Raw genomic sequence first — 21291 nt, forward strand, 5'->3', positions numbered from 1 at the left:
TGTTCGCACCTTCCCTAGCATGCTGATGTAGTGCCCGCTCATGTGCGTGATACTCCGCAGTCATGATGAACAGCTTCGAAACTCCATTTTTCGTGACATATACATCTCCGCTGAATATCTCCTGTGTACCCATAAATTACTTTAACGATTTCGTTCATGGCTGTCTGACGCTGGGCGTCGGGCGGGGAAGGAGTGCCAGATATCATCTAAAGAGGGAGTGATATCGAAAGTGGCTTGGCCATTTCGTATACGCGACGGCTTTGATGATTGCAGCTTACGCTGCATAGGGCCACATCCAAGAAAATGACATTAGTGTATCTCTATTGTTGTCCATAACTACCTGTCGTTACCACATTTCCGTTCAACTCATAGTCCGCAAAAAACAAAAATGACCCAGCCCATGAGGCCAATAGTGTCTGTTGATCTCGCATCAGCTAGTTCCCTTCTAGCAAGCTCCGGATGAGTTCGACACAAGTCATATGTTGCGACCTACCGCTCTGCTAGCACGGATGCATCCGAAATCAACTCAGCCAAGCTGTGTGCGTGGCTGGCAGCTGGGTTTGGTGGTAAAATATTAGGGTGTTGGGAGATCCCAACTATACACGACTATACACACCAAAAAAATCAATGTAAGTCATTGATTATTCGGCACTATTAGGTAGTGTCTTCCTGATTTGCAATCAGATATAAAGAGTCCGCCATGTTTAAACCAGAATTGCTCTCCCCCGCAGGTTCCCTCAAGAACATGCGTTACGCCTATGCCTATGGCGCCGATGCCGTCTATGCCGGCCAGCCCCGCTACAGCCTGCGGGTGCGCAACAACGAATTCGATCACGAAAACCTGCAGCTGGGCATCAATGAAGCCCATGCGCTGGGCAAGCAGTTCTATGTGGTGGCCAACATCCAGCCCCACAACTCCAAGCTCAAGACCTTCATCCGCGACATGCGCCCCGTGGTGGAGATGAAGCCGGATGCGCTGATCATGTCCGACCCCGGTCTCATCATGATGATGCGCGAAGCCTTTCCGGATATGCCCATTCACCTGTCGGTGCAGGCCAACGCTGTCAACTGGGCCACGGTGAAATTCTGGCATCAGATGGGGCTGACCCGTGCCATCCTCTCCCGCGAGCTGTCGCTGGACGAGATCGAAGAGATCCGCATGCAGGTGCCGGAGATGGAGCTGGAAGTGTTCGTCCACGGCGCCCTGTGCATGGCTTACTCCGGCCGCTGCCTGCTCTCCGGTTACATCAACAAGCGTGACCCCAACCAGGGCACCTGCACCAACTCCTGCCGCTGGGAGTACAAGGTGCACGAGGGTAAAGAAGATGACGTGGGCCAGATCGTCCATCGTCAGGAGCCCATCGCCGTGCGCCCCGACAACACCCTGGGCCTTGGCAAGCCGACCGATGCGCTGGTGCTGCTGGAAGAGTCCAACCGCCCGGGCGAGTACATGAGCGCGTTTGAAGACGAGCACGGCACCTACATCATGAACTCCAAGGATCTGCGGGCCGTCGAGCACGTCGAGCGATTGACCAAGATGGGCGTTCACTCGCTGAAAATCGAAGGTCGCACCAAGTCCTTCTACTACTGCGCGCGCACCGCTCAGGTCTATCGCAAGGCCATCGACGATGCGGTGGCGGGTCGTCCGTTCGATCGCAGCCTGATGGGCACCCTCGAGAATCTGGCCCACCGCGGCTACACCGAGGGCTTCCTGCGCCGTCACAACCACAGCGAATACCAGAACTACGACTACGGCTACTCCGTCTCCGACACCCAGCAGTTTGTCGGCGAGATCACCGGCCGCAACGGTGACATGGTGGAAGTCGAGGTGAAGAACAAGTTCCTGGTGGGCAACAGCCTGGAGCTGATGACCCCGCAGGGCAACCTCAGCTTCAACCTGGAGCAGATGCAGAACCGCAAGGGCGAGCTGATCGACACTGCACCGGGCAACGGCCACGTGGTCTATGTGCCAGTACCGAAGGAAGTGGACATCAACTACGGCATCCTGCTGCGCAATCTGGGCGAGCGTCAGGATACCCGTCAGCCCCACTCGGCGGCCTGAGATGGCACTGCTCATCACCGACAAGTGCATCAACTGTGACATGTGCGATCCCGAGTGCCCCAACCAGGCCATCAGCCTGGGGGATGAGATCTACGAGATCGACCCCAGTCGCTGCACCGAGTGCGTCGGTCACTATGAGAAGCCGACCTGTATCAGCGTCTGCCCTATCGACTGCATCATCTGGGATCCCGCGCATGTGGAGACCGAAGATCAGCTGATGGAAAAATTTGTGCGGATGCACAGGCAGTAAAACGAAAAAAGGCCGAGCAATCGGCCTTTTTTGATCCTGCGTTCAGCGGCTGACCATCACTTGCCGACCAGCCGGCTCAGCTGGTCCAGCTCGCGCTGGGCCTCCAGCATCCTGGTCTGGGACTCCTCCAGCTTGGCCTGCTGCTTGGCAATTTTCTCCGGCTTGCCACTCACTCTCGCCTCCTGCAACTCGAGCAGACGCTCGTCCACCTCGCCACGCAGCTTGTGAACCCGCTCTTTCTGTTCCTTGAGCAGCCCCTCATCGGTGCAGTTGGCCTTGATATTGCGCACGGCCTGCTCCAGCCCGGCAATCTGCCCGGCATTATTGTGTGCTTTGGCAAACACCAGCTGGTCGTTGACGGCCTGCAGACGCGCCTTGCAACAGACCGCTTCACTGCCATAGGCCTGACCCGCCAACAGCAGCAACCCTATTCCTACACTTTTCCACATCTCGATTTACCCGGTCATGTTTGCGAACTGACCATAAGAACCTCGATCGGCAGCAGGGTCAAGCAAGCGGGAAAAAGGTGCGACAGAAGTTGTGCGACATCACGCAATCATCACCCTATTGGTTCTACAATGACGCCTTTTAGGATCAGGAGTCTCTTATGAATCAACAAATTGTGGTGATTGCCAACGGCGCCCCCTACGGCAGCGAATCCCTGTTCAACGCACTGCGCCTCGCTATCGCCCTCAACGAGCAGGGTGGTGCCAGCCTGAAGCTGTTCCTGATGTCTGATGCGGTGAGCGCGGCGCTGGCCGGTCAGGCACCGGCCGAAGGGTACAACCTGCGTCAGATGCTGGAGATCCTGCTGGCTCAGGGCGTCACCATTCGCCTGTGCAAGACCTGCACCGATGCCCGTGGCATCACCGCCCTGCCACTGATCGAGGGCATTGAGGTCGGCACCCTGCCGATGCTGGCCCAGTGGACCCTGGCCGCCGACAAGGTACTGACCTTCTGATCGTCTCTGCTTGCCCTGCCCCCCCCCACTTGTGCCACTGAGTACCTCACGTCAGGCAAAGTGGGGGTCATTTCGCTCCCTCTCTCCTCAATGACTACAATGTCAGTTGCCCATTCTGCTTGCCCTGCACCGCTTCACGGACAGAGTAATGGCCCAGTCATGGACAGAGGACGACGATGAATCCGACCGAACAGACCCTGCTTGAGCAGATGCGCATCACCGAATTCGAGATTGCCCATCGCAAGGAATTACTGCTGCTCAGCGAGCAGGATGTGGCGCTGCTGGCGAGCTATTGCGGCAAAATAGAGCCACGGATCGATGCTCTGGTCGATCGCTTCTATCAGCAGCAGACGGCCATCACCGAAATCGCCCTGCTGATCGGCGATGCCGATACCCTCACTCGATTGCGCACCGCACAACGGCGTTATGTGCTCGATCTCTTCAGCGGTCATTACGATCTGGAGTACGTTAACAACCGGCTACGGATCGGGCTGGTGCACAAGCGGATCGGGGTCGAGCCCAAACTCTATCTGGCCGCCATCAACACCCTCAAAGCCCTGCTGATCGAGGATATTTTCGAGCAGATCCGCGATGAACCGGAGCGCCTCGCCATGCTGGCCGCGCTGGACAAACTCTTTCTGTTCGACATCACCCTGGTGTTCGAGACCTATATTCGCAGTCTGGTGTCGGAAATAGAGTCCTCCAGAGAGAAATCTGAGAGCTATGCCAAGAGTCTGGAGCAGAAGGTGCGCGAACGAACCAGACAGCTGGAGGAGCTGAACCGCACCGATGCCCTGACCGGATTGCTCAACGTTCGCCACCTCAACGAGCTGCTGTTGCTAACCCTGCGCACCTGCCAGCGCCGTGCCGAACCCATGGCCATCGCCTATCTCGATATCGATAACTTCAAACAGATCAATGACACCGAAGGACATCAACGCGGCGACGAGATCCTGCGGATCGTCGGCCACTGCATCCGTCAGGTCTTTCGTGCCGAAGACAGCTGCTTTCGCTATGGCGGGGATGAGTTCTGTCTGATCCTGCCCAACTGCAACGAGAGTCAGGCCAGGGATATCTATCTCAAACGACTGACCCAAGCCATCAAGGGTCAGCTGGAAGATCTCACCCTCAGTATTGGTATCGCCCAGACCGGACCGGATCACTACGATGACGGGCTCAACCTGATCCGGCTGGCCGACGAGAGAATGTACGCGGCCAAGAAGGCGCTCAAGGAGATTACCCCGGGCAGCACCCACTGATCCCCGGGGCTGGCTGTCAGCCTCGCTTCGTTGCTGCGGGGAGCGAAGCGGGACGGGAGACCCTGGCCCCCCACTCATAGAGCACAAAAATCGCCACGCAGAGCAGCGCCATCAGCACATAGAGCAGCTGGCCGCTCCACTGCTCGAGGATCCAGCCGCCCAGCAGGGCGCCGGCGGCCCCTCCCAACCCGGCCAGTGCGCTGGCGCCAAAGTAGCTCCCCTTGAGATGAGCCGGGGCCATCTGATCGATCAGCACGTTGAGCAAGGGGAACAGGATGGTCTCGCCGATACTGAGCAGCAGCACGGCGCCAAACCAGTGGCTGCGTACCGTCGGGTCTCCCAGTGCGAAGAGCAGCTGGGCCGCCAGAAAGAGCGCCATGCCGATATGAAGCCGTACCCGCACCGGCCAGCGTGACAACAACCGCAGCAGCGGAAATTGCAGCAGCACCACGGTCAGGGCGTTGGTCGCCACCAGCAGGGCCACCAGCTCGGCCACCTGCGGCATACCGGCCCGGGTCAGGTATTGCACCAGCGGCGAGTGAAACTGGGAGTAGACCAGCACCATCAGCAGATTGGCCATCACCAGCAGCAGGAAGGCGCGATCCGCCAGCAACACCTTGATGGCATCTCGCAGCCCGGGGCCAGTCGCCCCCGACTTGCCTGTGCTGCCAGCCCGGCGAAATCCCCAACCAAAGGCCAGTGCCAGCAGCAGATAGCTCACCACCAGAAACAGGAAGGTCTCCTGCTGGGCGTTGATCCCGAGGGTCACCCCGAGCAGCGGCCCCAACGCGGCCCCCAGGTTGAGCAGAAAATAGCGCAGGTGCAGTGCCAGCTCCCGCGCCTTGGCCGAGGCCAGACTGTCGGCCATCAGCGCCTTGCCGGGCGCATCGATGAGCCCCGACGAGAGGCCGCTGCCCATCACCCCGATCCCGAGCCAGAACACCTCGTGCGAAAAACCGAGCAGACCGAAACAGAGCATCGCCACCAGACAACCGGCCAGCAGTATGCTGCGCCGCCCGAAGCGATCAGAGAGCCAGCCGCCGTAAAAACTCACCAAAGTAGAAAGGGCCATCGACCCCCCCAACAACAGGCCGATAAAGGTGGCCGAGAGGTCATACTCCCGATAGAGCAAAATGGAGAGGAAGGGCCACACCATGTAGTAGCTGGTGCGCACCATGAAGGTGCCCAGAATGACGATCCAGACCAGCGGGGTAAATTGCCTCAAGGTGCGCCACGGCATCGGCCAGCTCCGGGGCCCGATGGGGCCAACAATAACTAAGGGGAAGCCTTCTGTTGTAACAGAGGGCTTCAATAGAAACAACGATCGCTCACCATCAAGGTGCAACCGGATGCAAAAAGGCCAGTCGGTGGGCACCGGCTGGCCTTTTTATCACGCAATTCCCCTCAGGCTAAGGCCGGGGAGCCGGACTCAGCGCCAGGGGCTCTGCTGCCACAGCCGCCCCAGCCCGGCTTCCAGCGCCTGAGCGCCCTGCTGTCCCAGCTTCTGGGTCAGACTTTTTGGCTTGCGATAGCTGATGCCGACCACCTTGTGGTGGCTGGCCTGCGCCAACAGGTAGTCATCGCTGGTACAGAGGGTATCCACCAGCCCCAGCCCCTTGGCCTGACTCGCCAGCCAGTGCTCACCAGTCGTGACCCGATCGATATCGAGTTGCGGGCGGTGCTCGGCCACAAAAGCCTTGAAGCGCTCGTGGATCGCCGCCAGCTCCTCACGAAACTTCTCGCGCCCCAGATCGTCGTTCTCGCCGAACATGGTGATGGTGCGCTTGTACTGACCGGCGGTGTGCATCTCGAACTCGATATCGTGCTTTTTCAGCAACTTGTTGAAGTTCGGCAACTGGGCGATCACCCCGATGGAGCCGACGATGGCAAAGGGGGCGGCCAGGATCTTGTCCGCCACGCAGGCCATCATGTAGCCGCCGCTCGCCGCCACCTTATCGATAGCCACGGTGAGCTTGATGTCACGATCGCGCAGCCGCTGCAGCTGGGAGGCCGCCAAGCCATAGCCATGCACCACGCCGCCACCGGATTCGAGCCGCAGCAGCACCTCGTCGCCGGGCTGGGCCACGCCGATCACCGCGCTCACCTCCTCGCGCAGGGAGGCCACCTCTTTGGCATCCATGCTGCCGTTGAAATCGAGCACGAACAGGCGACTGCGCTCATCACCCGCCTTGGCGCGCTTTTTCTGCTCCTCTTTCTGCTGCTTTTCCAGCACCTTGCGCTCGGCCTTGCTGGCCAGCGCGCTCTTGAGCGCAAACTGCCCCTGCTCCAGCTCGCTCGAGAGATCGGTCACCACCAGTTCCCCCTTGCGCGCTTTCGGCTGGCGAGTGCTGACGATCATCAGGATGATGGCGCCGATGGCCAGCAGGAAGGTCACTGTCTTGGCCAGAAACAGGCCATATTCGGTCAGAAATGTCACGATGGACTCCACAATGGATCGGTTTTCGTCACATTCTAGGGAGTTTGACGGAGGCGCGCAAAAAATCGCAGCCAGAGCCTGGAAAAACCAACCCGAGCATCACAACCTCTCTATTTTCTTCACATTTTTCTTGCCGCTGGCTGGTCAAACGGGCGCGCGGATCAGTACACTTGGCGCCGATTGCCATGCACTTATGGCCGGAATTTGTTAACAGGAGTTGTCATGCTCGATTATCAGGCACCCCGCGATCTGCTCAAGGATAAAGTCATTCTGGTCACAGGTGCCGGCGACGGGATCGGCCGCGAAGCCGCCCTCACCTACGCCGCCCACGGTGCCACCGTGATCCTGCTCGGCCGCACCAGCGCCAAACTCGAAGCCGTGTATGACCAGATTGAAGCCGCCGGTTATCCGCTGCCCGCCATCGTGCCGGTAGATCTTAAAGGGGCCACCGCCGCCCACTACCGCGGCATGGCCGAAACCTTCGCCCAGCAGTTTGGCCGCCTCGACGGCGTGCTGTTCAACGCCGGTCTGCTCGGCACCCTCTCTCCGTTTGAACACATTCAGGAGAAGGAGTGGGACGAGGTGATGCAGGTCAACGTCAAATCGGAATTCCTGCTGACCCAGGCACTGCTGCCGCTGCTGCGCCAGACCGCCAAGGCGCAGGGCGAAGCCTCCATCGTCTACACCTCCTCCAGCGTGGGACGCAAAGGGCGCGCCTACTGGGGCACCTATGCCATCTCCAAATTCGCCATCGAGGGGATGATGGAAGTGCTGGCCGACGAGCTGGAGAACACCGGTGTGCGGGTCAATACCCTCAACCCGGGCGGCACCCGCACCAAGATGCGCGCCAGCGCCTTCCCGGCGGAAGATCCCATGAACCTCAAGACCCCGGCCGATCTGATGCCCCTCTACCTCTACCTGATGGGGTCGGACAGCCGCGGCAAAACCGGCCAAACCTTTGTGGCCCAGCCCAAATAAATCAATAAAATACCCAGAGTGTTGTGCGGCAGGGGTTAAATTGAATAGGGAGCACAGGCTCCCTGTAGAAGCCCCTGACCATCCTATCTCCAATCAGGTTGAACTATGTTTCGTCCCAAGAGCACGTTTGAGCAATGGCGGATCTTTCAGGCGGTAGTCGACTGCGGCGGCTACGCCCAGGCGGCCGAGGCGCTGAACAAGAGCCAGTCCTCCCTCAATCATGCGGTTGCGAAGTTACAGCAGAGTCTGGGGGTTCCCTTGCTGGAGGTGCGCGGCCGCAAGGCGGTGCTGACCCCGGCGGGCGAAATCTTCCTCAAGCGGGCCCGTCAGTTGAGCCAGCAGGTGGAGGAGCTGGAGAATCTGGCCAACAACCTGGAGCGGCAATGGGAGCCGCAGATCAACCTCTATGTCTCGGCGTTGCAGCCAAGGGATCGCCTCTATCGGGCGCTGGCCAGCTTCTATCCCCGCAGCCGGGGTTGCCGGGTCAACCTGCACGAGCGCATTCACTGCCACTTCAACGCCCTGCAACCGGGAGATCTGATGCTCTCCGAGCACCTGCCCGGCGATCGCACCGGCCTGTTGCTGGACGAGGTGTGCCTGCTGCCCCTCTGCGCCGCCAGCCATCCGCTGGCACAGGAGGAGGGGCCCATTCGCAGCGATGTGCTGATCGGCTACAACCAGATCAGCCTCCATCCCCCCATTCACCGCTCGGTGGACTGGAACGATGCGGATGACACCGGCTGGAAGGCCACCCACTACCACGAAGTGCTCGCCATGCTGCGCCTCGGTCTCGGCTATGCGTGGCTGCCGCGCCATCTGGTGGAGCGGGAGCTGGCGGAAGGCTCACTCATACAGCTGGATCTGGATAGCGGCAACGAGCGCCACCTCTACACCTACCTGCTGACCCTCTCCCCCGAGGCCCTCGGCCCCGCGACCGAGCTGCTGCTACGCTGCCTGCGCAACGAGTATCAGGGCGAATCATCGCCGCTTCCGCACACCCAGCCCCAGCACGGCAAATAACAGTCAGATCACCCCGTCAGACGTTGGGCACCCGCCAGCAGGCGGCCAGCGCCGCCAGTGCCAATCCCAGCGCCACCATAAAGACCCCGTGGAAACTCCACACCTCCGCCACCACACCGGCGATGGCCCCCGCCATGATGGAGCCGGTGCGGATACTGTTGGCAAACAGGGTGGTCGCCACCCCGGCCCGTCCCGGCATCAGATCCTGAAAGTAGGACATGCCAATCCCCGCCACGATACCGATGAAGATGGCGTTGAACAGCTGCAAGGCAATCAGGGCGTATTGGTCGGTGAGGGTCACCAGACCGGTGTAAAAAGCAGCGCCAGCCAGCACCGCCAGCAACATCATGGGGCGCTTGCCAAAGCGGGCCGTGTAGTAACCCGCCAGCAGCATAAAGGGGATCTCCAGCGCCGCGGCCGTGCCCATCAAGATACCCGCCAGTTTCTCCTCCAACCCCAGCTCGCGGGTGATGTAGAGCGGCATATTGATGAGGTACATGCTGTTGCAGGTCCATATCAGGGTGGAGGCGATAAAGAGCGCCCGCACTGCCGGATCCCGCCAACTGCTGACCCGTTCGATATCTTCATCCATCTTGGGCAGCGGCAGAGAGGGCAGCCAGCGCCACACCACCAGGGCGCAGAGCAGGTAGGCCAGTGCCGAGGCCAGGTACATCAGCTCGAAGCCGTAGCCGATGGCCAGCGCGAAGGCGATGGGCGGGCCTATGACCCAGGCCAGCGAAAATTGGGCCCGCATCACCGAGCTGAACATGTCCGCCCGCTGGTTGCGGCTGTCGGAATACTCCCGCGCCAGCGCAAACAGCTGGGGGCTGGCAGTGGCCGCCAGCGCCGCCAGCATGACCCCCAGACTCGCCAGCAGCCAGTAGTTGCGATTCCAGGCAAACAGCAGGGAGAGCGCCACCCCGGCAAAACAGCAGCGCAGGATCAGTCGCTTGCGATCCCCCTTGTTATCGGAGCGATGGCCCAACCACTGACTGACCAGAATGCCCACCACGGCGTTGATGGTATAGAAGAGCCCGACCAGAAAGGGGCGTACCTGCACCTCCTCAGCCAGAAACAGACTTAAGGTAGGCACCTGCAATGCCACCGCGACGCCGGTCATAAAGGTCACGGCAAGAAACGAAAGAGAGACGGGGTCCGGGCGTTTGACCGCCGCTATCGACAAGCTCATAGGGTTACCACTGATTGGAAGGACGATACGGGCTAACGGGCAGCATCCGTATGAAAATTCGGCGCTTATCTTATGTCATTATCAAGAGCGGGCTCAAGGATGGCATAAGCGGGTGTGCGCCTTGCGAGGGAAGCCGCGACCCCGTAGAGTGAAAGCCCATCCTGCCAGCACAAGGAGTTCGCATGTTTGATTTTGATCAGGAAGTAGACCGCAGTGGCACCATGAGCCTGAAATGGGACAAGTACAAGGGTCAGGATGTGCTGCCCATGTGGGTTGCCGATACCGACTTTGTCTCCCCCCCGTCCGTGATTGAGGCGTTGACCAAACGGGTCGCCCACGGCATTTTCGGCTATTCACGCCCCTCGCAACGCCTGATCGAACTCATTATCGAACGGATGGCTACCCGCTATGGCTGGGCTATCGAGCCCGAATGGCTAGTATTCCTGCCCGGCGTGGTGCCGGGGCTCAACCTCGCCTGCAAGGCGTGGAGCCAGCATGGCCGCGGCATCATCACTCCCAAGCCGGTCTACTACCCCTTCCTGCAGGCGCCGGGCTTCAATGATCGTCCCCTGCTCACCGTCCCGATGATTGAAGAAGCCGGTCGCTGGGTGCTGGATCTGGCAGAGCTGGAGCGTCAGGCCCCCGCCGCGGATCTGCTGCTGCTCTGCAACCCCCACAACCCGGGCGGCACCATCTTTACCCGTGACGAGCTGCTGGCCATCGATGCCATCGCCGCGCGCCACAATCTGGTGATCTGCTCCGATGAAATCCACTGCGATCTGCTGCTGGATAAAAACGCCCGCCACATTCCCTACGGCGCCCTCAGTCCGGAGGCGGCCGAGCGCTGCGCGGTGATGATGGCCCCGAGCAAGACCTTCAATATCGCCGGTCTCTGCTGCTCCTTCGCCATCATCCCCAACGCCCGTCTGCGCTTTAGGCTGCAGCAGGCGATGCGCGGTATCAGCGCGGACGTCAACCTGCTGGGCTTTGTCGCCGCCGAAGCGGCCTATGAGGGTGGCGAACAGTGGCTGACCGAACAGCTCGACTATCTGGCGGCCAATCTGGCCCTGATCCAGCAGGCGGTGGCCCGCTGGCCCGGCGTCAAGCTGGCCAACCATCAAGCGACGTATCTGGCCTGGATTGATGTGAGCGCCCTTGGCCTTGCCGATCCCATCGCCTTCTTCGAGCAGGCCGGCGTTGGTCTCTCCCCCGGCGCCCAGTTTGGCGACGGTCAGTTCGTGCGGCTCAACTTCGGCTGTACCAGGGCACGACTGACCGACGCGCTGGCGCGGATGGAGCGGGCAATCCTCAACAACAAGCCCTGATCAGCCAGCAACGGGATGGGCAAGCCCCATCCCTTTTTCCCTGTGTCATCAGCCAGCGGTCAACTCAGTCAACGGTCAATTATGTCTCTACGGATCTTGCATCACCTTCTGCTCCCCCTCTGTGCACTCTCTGCGCTGCTCCCCTTTGGCAGCCAGGCGCTGACTATCGGAACGGGCCCGCTCAATGGGGTCTACTACCCGACCGGTGGCGCCATCTGCCGGGTGCTCAATGCCGGCCATGCCCTGCATGGGGACAGCTGCACCGTGCAGAGCACCCGTGGCTCGATGGCCAACCTCAAGGCACTCGACAAGGGGGACGTACAGCTGGCGCTGGTGCAGTCCGATGTGCTGCACCACGCCCTGCACGGCACCGGCCCCTTCAGCGGGCAGGGGGCCAACAATGAGCTGCGCAGCCTGTTTCGCCTCTATCAGGAGTCGCTGACCCTGCTGGCCGCCCCCGACAGCGGCATCACCACCCTGGCAGATATCGAAGGGAAACGGGTCTACCCGGGCAACAATGGCGCCGGTGAGCAGATCACCAGCCAGGCCCTGATGGCAGCTATGGGATGGCAACCCGGGCAGTTTGCTGCCTATCAGCTCAAGTCGGAGAGCGAACCGCTGGAAGGGCTCTGCGATGGCTCGCTGGATGCCGCTTTTGTGGTAGCCGGTCACCCCAGTCTGGCAGTCGGCGATCTGATCAGCCGCTGCAAAGTGCGCCTTATCCCCATCGAAGGGGAGCAGGTCGACACGCTGCTCAAGCAACACCCCTACTATCAGCGCAGCCGCATCGCAGCCAACCTCTATCCGGGTCAACTCACCGCCATCAACAATATCGGGATGAGTGCCGAACTGGTGGCGCTGGCCAGCCTGCCGGACCCCATCGTCCGAACCGTGCGCGATACCCTGCTGGCCCGGGTCAAGCAGTTCAGTCGGCTGCATCCCGCCCTGAGCAAGGTGACGCCCGAGCAGTTGCAGGCGCAAACCGAGCTGCCCCTCCATGCGGGGATGTCGGATCAACCGCCAGCCCCCTTGCCACTGACCCCCGAGCAGTTAACAGCGGAACAGTTGGCACCGGAGCAGTTAGCACCTAAACCATCAACCTCGGAGGCGGCACCAACAGCAGAGCAGGTGAGTGCCGCCGACGGGACGACAACGCCCATTGAGGCACCCTCCGACGCGACCGCCACCAGCAGTGCCGCCGTGGCGACAGAAGCCACAGAGGTTAATCCCTTACCCGAAGAGGCGCTCGAGGTCACCCCCGAGCTCACTGCTACGCCAACCACCGAGGGTGAGAGCATGGCTCCCTCTGCCGCAGCGTCAACGGTTCCATCACCATCGGCTGCCGTTTCGACTCAGTGGCCACAAAGCGCCTCTGCGGCAACTTCGCCGCAAGAGCAGGCAACCCAGCCTGCCAGCAGCGCGGTTGCTGACGAAACCCCACCGCAGGATAAAACCGATACACTACCCTCCCCTGCCACCAGCGCAGCCACACAGCTGCAGCACTGAGTGGTCAGCGCCAACAAATGCATCAGGGCAGCTTCGGCTGCCCTGATTGTTTACGCGCGTTCGATAGTGACGCAATTGAGAGCGGCACAGTCACCCCGATAGGCCTGCTCACCTTGCCGCCCCGCTACGGCTCTATCACCCGGGTCAGATAGGGATTGGGCTTCTGGATCTCCTCCTCCACCCAGTGTAGCAACTGCTTGATGGCCCTTGATAACACCTGATTCTGACGCACCACATAACCCAGACTGGTCCCGGGAAAGTCGCCGAGGCTGGTGACCGGCGCGGTGAGGTTGAGGCGCGGATGCAGGGAAAAGTCCGGCACGATGGCGACACCAAAGCCCGCCTCGGCCCAATCGAGCTGGGCATCGACGCTGCCCACCTCCATGATGCGGCAGGGGGGCAAGGCCAGCAGCGGCAGGGATGGGTCGATCAGCGCCCGGGTGCGGGTATCGTGACCGAGCAGGATCAGGGTCGGCTCGTCGAGGGGATCGCTCTCTCCCGCCACCGCCCGCGCCTGCCAACGGGCGAGGCCATGACCCAGCGCGCACCAGGTCACCTGTTGCAGCTCGGTATAGAACAGCGGCTCGCTGCGCTTTTGCGCCATCACGAAGCCCAGATCCGCCTTGCCCGCCTTGACCAGCTCGGCGGCCTGATCCGAGGTGGTGTTGAACAGGGTGAGGTCGATGCCGGGGAACTCCCGCTTGAAGCGCTGGAACGGCTGGATCAGCAGCAGGCGGGAGATGATGTCGCTGGCGGCGATGGCCAGCGTCCCCTGACTCAGCTGGTTGAGGGCATTGAGATCGGACTGGCAGAGCTGCAATTCGGCGATGGTGCGCTCGGCGCTTTGCAGCAGCCGCTCCCCCGCCTGAGTCAGGCGAAACGGACTGCGCTCAATCAACCGCACCCGGGTCGCCTGTTCCAGCCGCTTGATATGCAGGCTAACATTGGGCTGGGTCATGTGCAGCTCGGTGGCGGTCTGGCCAAAATGTTGCAATCTGGCCAGGGTGACAAAAGTTTGCAGCCAGTGAATGTCCAGCATAAGAGTCCCTCAACCCGCGATGTGCGGGGCTTGCCCGGCAAATTTGGGCGGTTTGCCGCTTAATTGGCCACAATTATATGGTTCTCTTATCGGAATCATAAAGATAATTAATTTTTCTAATCCGCATCAGGCTCCTAGGATGGACGCCTAACGTCTTAGGAGAAAGAGTCATGTCGTCTATCGTAGTCGTAGGTGCTAACTGGGGTGATGAAGGCAAAGGCCGCATCGTTGATTATCTGGCAGGTCAAGCTGGCGCCAGCATTCGCTTCCAGGGCGGCAACAACGCTGGCCACACCGTGGTCAACGACCTTGGCACCTTCAAGCTGCACCAGGTTCCGAGTGGCGTATTCAACCCGGATTGCCTGGTTGTCCTCGGCCCGGGCATGGTGATCAGCCCCGAGAAACTGACCGTCGAGCTCGAGGAAGTCAAAGCCTCCGGCGTGACTCCGAAGCTGGCCATCTCTGACCGCGCAACCCTCTGCCTGCCGCTGCACGCGCTGGAAGATACCCTGGAAGAGCAACGTCTGGGTGACGGCGCCTATGGCTCCACCCGTCAGGGCATCGCCCCTGCCTACGGCGATCGCGTAATGAAGAAAGCGATCCTGGTCGGCTGGCTGAAACAGCCGGACGTACTGGTCGAGCGCATCCAGTTCATGTTGGACTGGAAACTGCCGCAGATGAAGGCTATCTACCCCTCCTTCGAATTCACCCAGACTGCCCAGGAGATGGCTGACTGGCTGCTGGAAGTCTCTGCACCCTGGATCGACGCCGTGTGCAACGTCAGCATGCCGCTCAAAGCGCTGCAGGCCGAAGGCAAGACCCTGCTGTTCGAAGCGCAGCTGGGCGCTGGCCGTGACCTGATCTACGGCGAATACCCTTGGGTGACCTCCTCCCACGTATCCGGCGCCTACGCCGGTATCGGTGGCGGTCTGCCGGGTCTGCGCCCGGAGCGCGTCATCGCTGTGGCCAAGGCATTCAGCTCCTCTGTCGGTACCGGCACCCTGCTGACCGCCATGGAGAACCAGGACGAGTTCCGCAAGATCACCAACGAGTTCGGTGCCACCACCGGTCGTCCCCGTGATGTCGGTTACTTCGACGCCGTCGCCACCAAGAACGGTGTCGAGCTGCAAGCCGCCACCGAAGTGGCACTGACCAAGCTGGACTGCCTGACCGGTCTGCCGGATCTGAAGATCTGCGTGGCTTACGAAGGTGCCCACACCGAGAACCCGATTTGGCCGCAAACCGCTGCCCTGAAGCCGGTTTACGAGCAGATGGAAAGCTGGAGCGAAGACATCACCGGCTGCCGTACATTCGAAGAGCTGCCGCGCGCCGCCCAGCAGTACGTGCTGCGCATCGAAGCGCTGCTCGGCGTACCGGTTCCGATGGTTTCCGTCGGCCCGGGCCGTGACGAGATGATCCTGCGCTAAGCCGCACTTCTCATCCTCAAACAAAAAACCGGCATCCCTGATGCCGGTTTTTTTGTTTGGCTCATGGCCGCGAGTTAATTCAGCACAGTGAAAAGAAGTAAGTAAAAATAATGCCAGTCAGATTTAACTGACTGGCATTAACTATGATGGTGTTCTTACCCCAACCAGCTTAGCGCTGCGTTACTGCACAGAGACTGTGAGCTCTGGATGCCCAAATGCGATGAGCTGGCCGTTTGAACGTTGGAAATATTGACTCCAGAAGGATTCTAGATTCTGGATCATCTTGCCACTTCGATAGCCGTTCTTTGTATCGGTTGGCACAAAGGCCGCCCCATGCACATAGACCCTGGCACCGTTGAAGTCAGCGACCAGATTAGCCTTTTCGACCTTGGCTAGCTCCACGGCTGGGGAAATATCACGGATCCCTTTGGCTTGATAGAAGCTACCAAAGTCGCTGTATTCCAGCATGTCAGACATCAGCAAAATGATGTTTTCCTTCACGCCATCAGCCGCTCGGATATCGTCACCCACCGCCTTGAGGCTAAACAGGATCTCGCTACGCGGGATATCTGTCGAGGATTTGCCCATTGTTTGCACGAACTGCTTACCAAATTGTTGCAACATAGCTTTGGGTTGGGAGGCTAGACATTGATCGAGCTTTTTGGCGTTCATCATCGGAACATCACCCAATTGCGATGGGTCAAGCCCTTTATCTAGCAGCCCTACATATTTCAGCTGCATGTAGTGACCTTCCAAATAGGCGGAGAAGGAGTACAGACGCAACTGATCGCCCGGCTGCAGGAATCGCTTGATATGATCCCAGGCGGTACGCTGCAGATCCGGTGTGAGCGGCGTGGTCTGATCCACCACAACCGACAACATACGACCCGAGGGCGCAGGCTTGAATTCGGTAATCCTAGCCTGTTGATAGCAACTGCTCAGGTCGTTGCGCTCTGCTGCCATCACTGTCGCCGAAAGCATCAACGTCAGTGTCAAAAGGATTCGTGGTTTCATCACGCCTCCACTTTGTCGAGCATTTGCAATCGACGTGCTCGTTTAAGGTCGTCCACAGATACGCCCTTCTTCTTGGCAACATAGTCCATGTCGTCAGCTTCAAACTGAGTCAGATCGCCCCAAGCATGAGGATCGAAGCCTGCCACACTTTCACCCTCGGAATACACCTGTGGCGCTACGATGGTCTGGGTCACCTCTGCCATTTCAGCTACTGGTGCTACTGGAGCTACCGATTCGACTGATGGTACTGATGTGGCTGCAAGCGTGACCGGTTGATAGGATTGGGCAACAGCTTGTGGCTGTGCCACGTTCGGTCTCGCACCAAAGACAGCCACCAGTTCATTGAACGTCGCCTTTTGAGCCATCAACGCAGGATTGTTGATCGCGGCAAACCGGGGCCCAGCAACATCAGTGATCGACCAAATTCTCTCGTTGTCTTTCGCGGCTATCGCCTCCTTCAAGTCATTGATGGTCTTGACTACGTAGTCGGTGACCACATCGGTACTTTGCTTGCCGATCTCACGGTTTTTCTTGATATGATCGATGGTCTCCTGCTCTTCCACGTAGCGCAAGAAAGTGCGACTGTCTTTGTTATGACTCAGGTCGTCCTTTGTCTTACCGCTCACTCTGAACACCTTGTCCTGCAACGACTGCAACTTCGCCAGGGAGGATTGAGCGTCTTGGGCAATAGCGGCAGCTTTGATCTTATGGTGTCTTACAAACTCGGAGGCACTGTTGTACTTATGAGTCATCTCCCAAGCCCCACGAGAGTAAGTCCCAGCAAAGCTGTGCCTAAACGCAAGGAAAGTCGAAGTAAACTGAATAAAGACAAACAACCCAGATAACACAGCAAAGGTCACCAGCGAAGCTCGATGGATAGCATCAATCTGGTCTTGTGCGGACTTCTGACTGGAACTGGCGGACAACTCTGCCATATCGGATGGCAGGGGAATTTCACCCTCACCAGACGCAACCGGGAAATCATCAGCATTCTGGATGACAGCAGTCGGATTCTCGACCAGCAATGCTTCCTGCTGGTTCAGGGTTTCGGTTCGAACCCAGAACGCGGCGACTGCCAGCCCTATGATAAAGATCCCGTACCCGGCAATGATCGAGAATCGGCGCTGCGGCTGCCCGTATTTATCGATTGGCACATTGATCCGGTTCAGCAATTGCTGGAAGGGTTTAGCGCCATTGTCGTCATAGGTATTGTCGATGGTGGCGTTGAGAGTCTTGGTCATATCTGCGCCATCACGGATCGACTCGTAGGAGAGGATCTTGTTCACGACCCCATTGCGGTAGAGTTGACGGCCAGCAAACTCGGATAGAGCCAAGGCAATAATTGAGATAACCAAACCTAGGAAGAAAGCGCCAACAATGGCTGTGTTGGGGGTCGCCATGGTAAGGGCAAACGGTGCCAACGCATAGCCAAAGGCAGATGCCTCTATCACCATCAGGACGATCATCAACAACCAGATCCCTAAACCCTTTTCCGACCGATCCGCCTCGTCAGCTTTTCCCAGATAATCGAGGTTGCGTTTGAAGTTCTCTTCAGAGGGCTGATACATCTTGTAGAAAGTGTCATATGCACCACACACACCTTTCTCACCAGGGTTGAAACCTACCGCATTGGGGTTGTCCTCGGATGCTTTCTCGTTTTCGCCCGGGTTTTTTACCCAGGCCGCGATGCGGCCAAACCACGGCATCCGGAGCCGCATCTCCATGTGCCAGTATTTCACTTCGTACCAATAAACGATGGCGGTCACGACCGCAACCATCAAGCCGATCACCAGACTGATGATGTGCCAAGCACCCGACAGGGCATGAACGATGTCTTGTATCATTTTTGGAGTCCTTAGCGACGCTTAGGCAGGTATTGGACCACGTAGGCATCCCCCTGCTTCGGATAGTAAATTTCGCCCGCAACCGCGGCACCAGATCGTTTGTCAAACACAACGTCCATACACGACACTGGCGAAGCAGCCTGATTGACGGCAAACACCCGATAGAGGATTTGAGTCTCCCCTTCGTATGTATTGGCGACCGATTCAATCTTGGCTGTCTGCTTTTTGGATTTTTTGTAATCCGGGATGAACTGCATGGCGGGCTGCTTAGCCACTTTCGCTTCGTCACGCAGTACCGCAACCGGCCCCACCGAGGCCACATGACCATTCACAGCTGCAACCCATGGCTTACCATTGAGGCCCGGGAAGTATTCTTCGGTAGAATGTTCCGCTAGCGGTTGGCCATTCGCCAGGTTCTTAACCTGGCCCTCGACACGGGGCATGTCCCCTATGCAAGAACTGATAGGTGCACTGGCGTAAGCTGGAGTGATAATGGAGAAGGTGGGGGTTTTGGGCGCAATGCTGCCGGTCAGCGGTGAGGAACTGTCGGTAACCAAATGGCCACCAAAGTCGATGGTTCCCTTGCCGGCCAGTTTGATCGCTACAGATTCACTGGCGGTCAATGAGGGGGAGAGAACGTCACTCGACTTCGGCTGAGCGACCGGCTTATCCTTGAGGGTGGCTGCAGCAGTAGTCATCGACTCGGCTGTGTTAGCAGACTTAGCGGGTATTGTTTCAGCCTTCACAGTCTTTTGGGTCACAGCTGTGGTAGTGGCAGCCAATGCGACCTTGCTCGCAGAGCCAGTGCCATGAGCTAAATATTTGGGACTGGCACGTTCCTCACTCACACGCTTGACCAGCAAGGCCTCATTTTGCACCTCGACCAACTCGACCCTGCGGTTTTGTGCTCTACCATCTCCGCTGTCGTTGCTGGCAATCGGTCGGGAAGAGCCTGCCCCCTGGTAGTAGATATCGCTACGAGGCACCCCGGCTGCAGCCAGTATCTGGCCCATGGCCCGAGCTCGTTCCTCAGAGAGGCGCTGATTGAACTGAGCCGCGCCAGCAGAATCGGTATGGCCGACCACCAACACCTTTCTACGTTGATTCTCGGGGAGCTTAGACTGCTCTTCCCGTTTGCTGGCAAACTCTTGCGCCACACGGGTCATTTTCCGGTAGCCTTCTGGGGTCAGGTTGGCAGAGCCTACCGGAAACATCTCGGCGTACTCTATAGACGCTTCAAGTCCCACTGCTGTAGGTTTATCCTTCTGTTGCTGCTGCTCTTGGGCGGCAGCCACTTGCAGTTCACGCACCTGCATTTTTAAGCCTTCTTCCTTGGCTATTTTTTGCAACCGATCAACTCGGTCTTTGTACCAAAGGCCGCCACCACAACCCACAGCAGCACCGGCGACAGCCCCAATGAGCACCTTGTCGCTACCGCCTTGAGTGGCACCAATCGCCGCGCCAGCAAGAGCGCCTAGCAGGCCACCACCGGCACAGCTTACCCAACTATCACTCTCGGCAACTTGCTTATCGATGGTTGCACACCCTGTCACCGACAAGGTTATGGCCATCGCCAGCACCGTTGGCCTATCTAGAGGCATCCTAATCATTACTTATCCCTTTTTTTGTTATGTTTACCTGAATAGCAAGATTTATTGCCAGTCCCTCAAATCACCGCGAGTCAGTTAACAACGCTCTAAGTGAAACCTTGATAAACGATTCCATGATGGATACCTACACATCCGGAATCGCATCGGGACTGCTCTTAACATTGAGTTGGGCAAAAAACATCATCACACTATGCGTGTGTCGAAATACGCTCAGATCGCTCAATGGACAACCAGTTATTTTTATTTGAATTTTTAGGCTATTCCCTTAGGCAACACTGTTTCTCCTCGGGAATATTTCAGCGGCAGGCAGGCTCTCTTATTCAGAGATCCAATCGCTTTACCATTGAGAGAAATCTCAATAAAAAAGAGACTCTGATTGAGTCAAACAATTAATATTGCAGCCCATATTGTGCCTCAAGCGAAAATGCAATGCAGCCTTATTGTATAGATAGCGAAGGGTGAGCCCGTTCTGGGCAGAAGTCGCCGACAAGGAGACTGCAGCGCGGGTGCGCGAGGTGATTAGACCACTACAGTTCAACAACACCGGAGGGTTGGCGGGCAGCGTCCCCATCCGCGAAAACTACAATCCGGAGACCGGCGCCATGCAGGGAGCCAGCAACTTCAGCTGGAGCTCGGCCCACCTCTACATGCTCTATCGCAACTTCCTGAAACCACAGGCGTAAGCTTGCTCCACCATGCAAAAGGCCTCCGAATGGAGGCCTTTCTGTTTTCACTCAAGTTGCACTCACACATTACCCGCCGCGCTGCAGGTACGGGCTGCTATTAGCCGGTCGTAAGCGGCAAAGAGAGGCGTTTGGCCAGCGCCTGAAAGTGCTGGCTCACCTCGGCGCCGAACAGGGGGTCGCCAATGGCGCGATTCTGCCAGTTTTGCTCCAGTTGACGCCAGTCATCTTCGGTCAGGGAGTCACGCAGATGGGGGAAGATCACCCCCTCTTCGTAGTTCATGTGCGCCTCTTGCAACTCCACGAAGCGCTCCAGCTTGGTGGTGAACTGATCGAGGGGGATCACCGCATCCATCAGGATCATCTCCACCATCTCCTTGAGATCGGCCCCCGCCTCCAGCAGCTTGACATGCTCCTCCTGCAGGCGGTTGGCGACCTCCCCTTCCACCACCCGATATTTCAGGTAGTAGTCATAGATGAGATCTTCCTTGGGATGGTGGTACTTGTCGGAGACCTCCCGCAGGTAGTCGATGACATCGCGCACCAGAAAATAGCTGATGGGCTCTTCGGCACGGATGGCTGCCAGCTTGTGCTTGAGCAGCTCCAAGAGTCGGGCGATGTTGAGATGGTCCTTGTGCAGACTGGATAACATGGGCACTCCTTGGCTCTGAATTAATGTTATGTCCC

The 21291-nt window shown here is 58.6% G+C and carries 18 protein-coding genes and 1 pseudogene; 10 read left to right on the forward strand and 9 right to left on the reverse strand.

Annotation, left to right across the window (positions count from 1 at the left end):
- The first annotated feature begins 700 nt into the window (after positions 1-700).
- Both trhP and BN1115_RS17590 read left to right on the forward strand, forming a co-directional pair.
- Positions 701-2062, forward strand: a complete 1362-nt coding sequence (gene trhP / locus BN1115_RS17585; protein WP_042658165.1) for a prephenate-dependent tRNA uridine(34) hydroxylase TrhP — start codon at positions 701-703, stop codon at positions 2060-2062.
- Position 2063: 1 nt separating this feature from the next.
- Positions 2064-2312 carry a YfhL family 4Fe-4S dicluster ferredoxin gene (locus BN1115_RS17590; RefSeq protein ID WP_042658166.1) on the forward strand — a complete coding sequence of 83 codons (249 nt, stop codon included), beginning with the start codon at positions 2064-2066 and terminating at the stop codon, positions 2310-2312.
- Positions 2313-2368: 56 nt separating this feature from the next.
- On the opposite strand, the gene BN1115_RS17595 is transcribed toward BN1115_RS17590, so the two are convergent.
- On the reverse strand, positions 2369-2761 hold the full coding sequence (locus BN1115_RS17595) for a DUF1090 domain-containing protein (RefSeq protein WP_042658167.1): 393 nt from the start codon (positions 2759-2761) through the stop codon (positions 2369-2371).
- 158 nt (positions 2762-2919) lie between these two features.
- On the opposite strand from BN1115_RS17595, the gene BN1115_RS17600 reads away from it, so the two are divergent.
- Together BN1115_RS17600 and BN1115_RS17605 are read left to right on the forward strand one after the other, a co-directional pair.
- On the forward strand, positions 2920-3273 hold the full coding sequence (locus BN1115_RS17600) for a DsrE/DsrF/TusD sulfur relay family protein (RefSeq protein WP_005334901.1): 354 nt from the start codon (positions 2920-2922) through the stop codon (positions 3271-3273).
- Between the two features lie 176 nt (positions 3274-3449).
- Complete coding sequence (locus BN1115_RS17605) at positions 3450-4532, forward strand: protoglobin domain-containing protein (protein ID WP_042658168.1); 1083 nt, start codon at positions 3450-3452, stop codon at positions 4530-4532.
- 16 nt (positions 4533-4548) lie between these two features.
- Here the strand turns inward: BN1115_RS17605 and BN1115_RS17610 are convergent, their stop codons facing one another.
- Positions 4549-5772 (reverse strand): MFS transporter, encoded by a 1224-nt coding sequence (locus tag BN1115_RS17610; protein WP_042658169.1) that lies wholly within the window; start codon positions 5770-5772, stop codon positions 4549-4551.
- 189 nt (positions 5773-5961) lie between these two features.
- Entirely contained in the window at positions 5962-6969 is a 1008-nt protein-coding gene (sohB, locus tag BN1115_RS17615) for a protease SohB (protein ID WP_042658170.1), read from the reverse strand.
- A gap of 222 nt (positions 6970-7191) precedes the next feature.
- Between sohB and BN1115_RS17620 the strand changes: the two genes are divergently transcribed.
- Positions 7192-7947 (forward strand): YciK family oxidoreductase, encoded by a 756-nt coding sequence (locus BN1115_RS17620; protein ID WP_042061343.1) that lies wholly within the window; start codon positions 7192-7194, stop codon positions 7945-7947.
- A gap of 105 nt (positions 7948-8052) precedes the next feature.
- A complete protein-coding gene (locus BN1115_RS17625) occupies positions 8053-8967 on the forward strand; it encodes a LysR family transcriptional regulator (RefSeq protein WP_042061340.1) in 915 nt (304 codons plus the stop codon).
- A gap of 16 nt (positions 8968-8983) precedes the next feature.
- Here the strand turns inward: BN1115_RS17625 and BN1115_RS17630 are convergent, their stop codons facing one another.
- Positions 8984-10156, reverse strand: a complete 1173-nt coding sequence (locus BN1115_RS17630; RefSeq protein WP_042658171.1) for an MFS transporter — start codon at positions 10154-10156, stop codon at positions 8984-8986.
- A 182-nt stretch (positions 10157-10338) separates the two neighbouring features.
- Here BN1115_RS17630 and BN1115_RS17635 point away from each other — a divergent pair, with 182 nt between their 5' ends.
- On the forward strand, positions 10339-11481 hold the full coding sequence (locus BN1115_RS17635; RefSeq protein ID WP_042658172.1) for a MalY/PatB family protein: 1143 nt from the start codon (positions 10339-10341) through the stop codon (positions 11479-11481).
- An 81-nt stretch (positions 11482-11562) separates the two neighbouring features.
- A complete protein-coding gene (locus BN1115_RS17640) occupies positions 11563-12987 on the forward strand; it encodes a TAXI family TRAP transporter solute-binding subunit (RefSeq protein ID WP_042658173.1) in 1425 nt (474 codons plus the stop codon).
- A gap of 124 nt (positions 12988-13111) precedes the next feature.
- On the opposite strand, the gene BN1115_RS17645 is transcribed toward BN1115_RS17640, so the two are convergent.
- Positions 13112-14026, reverse strand: a complete 915-nt coding sequence (locus BN1115_RS17645; protein WP_042658174.1) for a LysR family transcriptional regulator — start codon at positions 14024-14026, stop codon at positions 13112-13114.
- 170 nt (positions 14027-14196) lie between these two features.
- Between BN1115_RS17645 and BN1115_RS17650 the strand changes: the two genes are divergently transcribed.
- Positions 14197-15453, forward strand: a complete 1257-nt coding sequence (locus tag BN1115_RS17650) for an adenylosuccinate synthetase (protein WP_042658175.1) — start codon at positions 14197-14199, stop codon at positions 15451-15453.
- A gap of 180 nt (positions 15454-15633) precedes the next feature.
- Here BN1115_RS17650 and BN1115_RS17655 read toward each other — a convergent pair whose 3' ends face one another.
- The 3 genes from BN1115_RS17655 to BN1115_RS17665 are packed head-to-tail and all read right to left on the reverse strand — an operon-like array spanning position 15634 to position 19882.
- Positions 15634-16467: a hypothetical protein gene (locus BN1115_RS17655; RefSeq protein WP_042658176.1), complete on the reverse strand. Its 834-nt coding sequence runs from the start codon at positions 16465-16467 to the stop codon at positions 15634-15636.
- Positions 16467-18311 carry a hypothetical protein gene (locus BN1115_RS17660; protein WP_042658177.1) on the reverse strand — a complete coding sequence of 615 codons (1845 nt, stop codon included), beginning with the start codon at positions 18309-18311 and terminating at the stop codon, positions 16467-16469. The genes BN1115_RS17655 and BN1115_RS17660 overlap by 1 nt, the downstream gene beginning before the upstream one ends.
- An 11-nt stretch (positions 18312-18322) precedes the next feature.
- On the reverse strand, positions 18323-19882 hold the full coding sequence (locus BN1115_RS17665) for an OmpA family protein (protein ID WP_167335566.1): 1560 nt from the start codon (positions 19880-19882) through the stop codon (positions 18323-18325).
- Positions 19883-20382: 500 nt separating this feature from the next.
- Here BN1115_RS17665 and BN1115_RS17670 point away from each other — a divergent pair.
- Positions 20383-20604, forward strand: a pseudogene (locus tag BN1115_RS17670) (hypothetical protein); the annotation flags it as partial.
- 100 nt (positions 20605-20704) lie between these two features.
- Here BN1115_RS17670 and BN1115_RS17675 read toward each other — a convergent pair.
- Complete coding sequence (locus BN1115_RS17675) at positions 20705-21256, reverse strand: hemerythrin domain-containing protein (protein WP_042658179.1); 552 nt, start codon at positions 21254-21256, stop codon at positions 20705-20707.
- Positions 21257-21291: the final 35 nt, after the last annotated feature.

This window comes from Aeromonas allosaccharophila (assembly GCF_000819685.1).
Taxonomy (GTDB): domain Bacteria; phylum Pseudomonadota; class Gammaproteobacteria; order Enterobacterales; family Aeromonadaceae; genus Aeromonas; species Aeromonas allosaccharophila.

What these genes read in the sequence shown, in the direction of transcription:
- trhP (WP_042658165.1), top strand. Translation starts at nt 701, where the DNA reads ATGTTTAAACCAGAATTGCTCTCCCCCGCAGGTTCCCTCAAGAACATG.
- BN1115_RS17590 (WP_042658166.1), top strand. Translation starts at nt 2,064, where the DNA reads ATGGCACTGCTCATCACCGACAAGTGCATCAACTGTGACATGTGCGAT.
- BN1115_RS17595 (WP_042658167.1), bottom strand. Translation starts at nt 2,761, where the DNA reads ATGTGGAAAAGTGTAGGAATAGGGTTGCTGCTGTTGGCGGGTCAGGCC.
- BN1115_RS17600 (WP_005334901.1), top strand. Translation starts at nt 2,920, where the DNA reads ATGAATCAACAAATTGTGGTGATTGCCAACGGCGCCCCCTACGGCAGC.
- BN1115_RS17605 (WP_042658168.1), top strand. Translation starts at nt 3,450, where the DNA reads ATGAATCCGACCGAACAGACCCTGCTTGAGCAGATGCGCATCACCGAA.
- BN1115_RS17610 (WP_042658169.1), bottom strand. Translation starts at nt 5,772, where the DNA reads ATGCCGTGGCGCACCTTGAGGCAATTTACCCCGCTGGTCTGGATCGTC.
- BN1115_RS17620 (WP_042061343.1), top strand. Translation starts at nt 7,192, where the DNA reads ATGCTCGATTATCAGGCACCCCGCGATCTGCTCAAGGATAAAGTCATT.
- BN1115_RS17625 (WP_042061340.1), top strand. Translation starts at nt 8,053, where the DNA reads ATGTTTCGTCCCAAGAGCACGTTTGAGCAATGGCGGATCTTTCAGGCG.
- BN1115_RS17630 (WP_042658171.1), bottom strand. Translation starts at nt 10,156, where the DNA reads ATGAGCTTGTCGATAGCGGCGGTCAAACGCCCGGACCCCGTCTCTCTT.
- BN1115_RS17635 (WP_042658172.1), top strand. Translation starts at nt 10,339, where the DNA reads ATGTTTGATTTTGATCAGGAAGTAGACCGCAGTGGCACCATGAGCCTG.
- BN1115_RS17640 (WP_042658173.1), top strand. Translation starts at nt 11,563, where the DNA reads ATGTCTCTACGGATCTTGCATCACCTTCTGCTCCCCCTCTGTGCACTC.
- BN1115_RS17645 (WP_042658174.1), bottom strand. Translation starts at nt 14,026, where the DNA reads ATGCTGGACATTCACTGGCTGCAAACTTTTGTCACCCTGGCCAGATTG.
- BN1115_RS17650 (WP_042658175.1), top strand. Translation starts at nt 14,197, where the DNA reads ATGTCGTCTATCGTAGTCGTAGGTGCTAACTGGGGTGATGAAGGCAAA.
- BN1115_RS17655 (WP_042658176.1), bottom strand. Translation starts at nt 16,467, where the DNA reads ATGAAACCACGAATCCTTTTGACACTGACGTTGATGCTTTCGGCGACA.
- BN1115_RS17660 (WP_042658177.1), bottom strand. Translation starts at nt 18,311, where the DNA reads ATGATACAAGACATCGTTCATGCCCTGTCGGGTGCTTGGCACATCATC.
- BN1115_RS17665 (WP_167335566.1), bottom strand. Translation starts at nt 19,882, where the DNA reads ATGGCCATAACCTTGTCGGTGACAGGGTGTGCAACCATCGATAAGCAA.
- BN1115_RS17675 (WP_042658179.1), bottom strand. Translation starts at nt 21,256, where the DNA reads ATGTTATCCAGTCTGCACAAGGACCATCTCAACATCGCCCGACTCTTG.